This window comes from Streptomyces sp. YS-3, assembly GCF_045257485.1.
In the GTDB taxonomy this organism is placed as follows: domain Bacteria; phylum Actinomycetota; class Actinomycetes; order Streptomycetales; family Streptomycetaceae; genus Streptomyces.
Genome location: NZ_JBJHPC010000635.1, coordinates 1 through 3,909, shown reverse-complemented (window position 1 = coordinate 3,909; position 3,909 = coordinate 1). Strand labels below are relative to the sequence as shown.

The window sequence follows — 3,909 nt, the reverse complement described above, 5'->3', positions numbered from 1 at the left end:
CCACCGGCCTGCCCACCCCGGCGGCCATGACCGCCGGGGTGGGCAGGCCGGTGGGGCCCGGTGTGGTCACCCGACCGCCCGGGACCGGCGAAGGCAGGCCCGTGGCGGTGCGGACCACCGCGGGCGMGCCGCGTGGCGTGCCCGCGGCGCGGGATACCCCCGCCGAGTACCGGCTCACCGCGCGCACCGACAGCGCCGCGCCCGCGCGGTTCGAAGCCCGGTGGCCGAGCGTGCCAGCGCCGGTCGGGCCGCACGGGACTGAGACCCATGAGCGGGCGCGGCAGGACGACACCGCCCCGGTGGCGCAGGCGTCGGACCACGCGGAGCGGGTGGTCCAGGACCGGCCGGCCACACCCGGCAGGCGGCCGGCACCCCGTCTGCTGCCCCGGGCGGCCCGGGGCTTCCACGGCCGCGACGGGGAATTCGCCGCACTCGACCAGGCCACGGACGACGGCGCCATCGCGCTGCTCACCGGCGCGGCCGGAGTCGGGAAGACGGCGCTCGCCCTGCACTGGTCCCAGCGGCGGCAGGAACGCTTCCCCGATGGTGCGCTCTACGCCGACCTGCGCGGCTTCGGTGACGACCCCGTACAGCCCGACGAGCTGATACGGGAGTTCCTGCTCGCCCTCGGCGTCAAACCGCGCGAGCAGCCCGAAACCGCCGTGGGCGCCGCCGCGTTGTACCGCGAGCTGACCGAGAGCAGCACTCTGTTGGTCGTCCTCGACAACGCCCGCAGCGTGGACCAGGTCCGCCCGCTGCTGCCCGCCGGTACCCGCTCGACGACCCTCGTCACCTCAAGGCTGCGTCTGAGCGGTCTGATCGCCGAAGAACTGGCCCGGCCCGTCCCCCTGGGCCTGCTGGACCCGCACGACGCCGTCGAACTGCTCGCGTCGGCGGTCGGCCGCGCCCGGGTGGCGGCCGAACCCGAGGCCGCCGCCCGGCTCGCGGCGCTCTGCGACGGACTGCCGCTCGCGCTGCGCATCACGGCGGCACAGCTCGCCACCCGCCCCGGCTGGAAGCTGACCGACTTCGCCGCCGAACTCGCCGACGAGCAGCGCCGGCTGTCCCTCCTCTCGCTGGAGGACAACGAGGATGCGGGCGTCGCCGCCGCGCTGCGGCTCACCGTCCAGGGCCTGCCCGCCGAGCCCGCCCGGCTGTTCGCCCTGCTGGGCGCACTCCCCGGCCCCGACCTGGACCGGAGCGCGGCGGCAGCGCTGAGCGACCGGGACCCCGTGGCCGCCGGCGAGGCGCTCGACCGGCTCACCGGAGCCCACCTGCTCACCGAGCACGCACCGGGCCGCTACTCCCTTCACGACCTGGTACGCCTGTACGCGCGCGGCCTGCCCCGCGACCGGGGTGCGTTGCTGCGGCTGCTGGACTCCTACGTCGCCACCGCGCTGGCCGCCGCGTTCGTCTCCGCGCCGGAGGACCAGCCGTGCTGCACGACGCCATCGGGCGCATATGTGCCGCACACCACACGGAAGTTCACGAGCCGTCAGGAGTCCCTGCGGTGGTACGCGGCCGAGCGGGAGAACCTGGCCGCCGCCGTCGCGGCGGCCCGTGCCGCCGGACACGAGGACCGGGCCTGGCGTCTGGTCGTCCTGCAGTGGCCGTACATCACCTGGAACGTACGGGACGGCTGGGTACCCCTGCTCGAAGAGGCGCTGGACGCCGCCGTCGGCCTCGACGACCCCGATGCCGAAACCCGGGTGCGGGCGCTCCTCGGCTGGGTCCTGCTGGAGGAGGACCGGCTGCCGGAAGCGCTGACGCACCTGGAACTGGCGCCGGGCCTCGCGGCCCGGGCCAACGACCCGTCGAGCGAGGCGACGGCCCTGGTCAACCTGGCGCTGGCGCTGGAACGCAAGGGCGATCTGCCGAGTTCACAGACCCACCTGGCCCGCGCCACCGAACTGGCCCGGGCGGCGGGAGACTCCCTGACAGAGCTTCTCGCACTGGAGCTGAAGGCGCGCCTGCACCTGGCGAGCGGTGCCATGGACGACACCGTGCGGTGCACGACGCACGCGCTGTCCGTCCTGGCCGGCCGCCCCGGCCTGCCCGCAATACGCCACGTGATGCTGCGCCTGACCCGGGCCGAGGCACTGTGCGCGCGGGGCGAGCGCGAGGAGGCCGCGGTCTGCGTCCGGCGCGCCCTGGAGGACGCCGAGCGCCTCGGTTACAAGGAAGGCGTCGCCAGGGCGCAGGAGCTGCAGCGGAAGTGGACGGAACGGGTGCCGGTGTGACACGTTCCGGGCCGGCGTCGCGGCTCAACGGGCCCGCCGCGTGGGCCCGTTGAGCCGCGGGGAGTGTGCGGCGGATCCTACTCCGAGCAGCTGATTTTGACCGGGGCGGCTGCCGCGTGCCGGTTACCGGAGGTCTTGCCGCGGTTGTCCAGGACGACGGACAGCCGCGCCTGGTCCACGCGGAAGGTACCGGCTGACACCCACTGCCCCAGATGCGCTGCCTGGTTGATCTCGAAGGTGCCGACCTGCGTGCTGGACTGGGGCTTGAAGGAGCGGTACACGGTGTAGTGCGCCGGGCTGCCGCCGACGTACGAGATGTCCTTGACGCCCGGGATGTAGACCTGGACCGCGCAGGTTCCCTTGGTCACCTTGCCGGTGGAGAACCGCCATTGGGCAAAGGCACCGCTGGGCTTGGACGTGCTGTTCGACAGCGGCAGGCTGTAGAACAGGCCGTTGCAGCCGTAGCCCTTCTGGCTGTTCCAGCTGCCGCGCCAGCCCTTCGTGCCGTTGGTGGACCGGTCCGAGGTGGCGAAGCCCGTAGTGTCGCAACCGGGTCCGATCAGGTGGGAGTACGTGACCGGCGTGGGCCGCTGCACCGACTGCCGCCCACTGCCGGACCCACTCGTGCCGGAGTCGCTCGATGGCTTCGGATCGGCGGCCGGAACGGTCTTAGAGCCGGCATTCGTGGAACCGGCATTCGTACCCGTCACGGGGGAGCCGACGGGCGTCTGACCGACTTCGCCGCGGGGCCCGGTGCCGTTGCCGGAACTCTCGTGGAGAGCGTTGCCTCCTTCGTGCAACGCGTCTCCGGTGCCGTTCCTCGCCGCGCCCGGCACCGCCGTGTCGCCGCCCTTGGCGCCGGGGGCCGCGCTGTCGACGCGGCCGTTGTCGGGGGCGTTCTGCTGGCCGGGCACGACGCCGGGCCCGGAGCCGTCCTCGCCGAGAGGACTGCCCGCGGGGCCCTGGCCGGACGCGGAAGGGGACTTGTCGTCGGGTCCGGACAGGCCGGCGACGAGGAAGGGCGTGCCAACGAGCAGGAGACCGCCGACGACAGCGGCGGCGATCATGGGCTTGGTGGGGCGGCCGAGGGGGCGCAAGGCGGGCTTGCCGGTGGAGCCGGCACCGGATTCGGATGCGGGGACGGCGGAAGACCGCGCTCTCGCTGTCGCCGCCGAACCGGATCGGCTCAGGGACACCTTGGTCCGGGTTCTGGGCGCGGTTTGGGTGGCTGTGCGGGCTGCGGTCGTGAGCTCGGTCCCGGGCTTGGCCCCGGCCTCGGACTCGGCCTCGGCCCCGGCATTCGTCTCGGATGAGGATATGGGTTCCGCCGCGGTGCCCGGTCGGGCTTCGGCAGCGGGCTGGGCCGCCGATCTTGGCGTGCAGCCCCCGATGGTGCTTGTGACGGGAGACCCGGTCGGCACGGCGGCAGCCGGCACGGCCGTGCCGCCGGACTCCCGGGTGTCCCTCCCCGCTCCCGTGCCGGCTGCCACTGCTGCCTTCGCCTCCGGGAGCAAGCCGGAGGCGGGCTCTTCGACGGGGGCGGAAACCGCGACCGCGCGGGAGAGCGGGGGACCGGACGGAGAACCCGAGGAGGTGCCGGACGCCGAGCCGTTCGGCTTGCTGGTTGCCATGAGGTGCCTTTCCAGGACGAGGAGGGAGGGGCGGGGGG

The 3,909-nt window shown here is 74.1% G+C and carries 2 protein-coding genes; one reads left to right on the top strand and one right to left on the bottom strand.

Annotated elements, in window-relative coordinates; genetic code table 11:
• Positions 1 to 2,240: ATP-binding protein (locus tag ACJA3G_RS32275; protein ID WP_406556588.1), on the top strand; the 2,240-nt coding region annotated here is incomplete at its 5' end.
• 77 nt (positions 2,241 to 2,317) lie between these two features.
• Here the strand turns inward: ACJA3G_RS32275 and ACJA3G_RS32270 are convergent.
• A complete protein-coding gene (locus ACJA3G_RS32270) occupies positions 2,318 to 3,307 on the bottom strand; it encodes a hypothetical protein (RefSeq protein WP_406556587.1) in 990 nt (329 codons plus the stop codon).
• Positions 3,308 to 3,909: the final 602 nt, after the last annotated feature.

What these genes read in the sequence shown, in the direction of transcription:
- ACJA3G_RS32270 (WP_406556587.1), bottom strand. Translation starts at nt 3,307, where the DNA reads ATGATCGCCGCCGCTGTCGTCGGCGGTCTCCTGCTCGTTGGCACGCCC.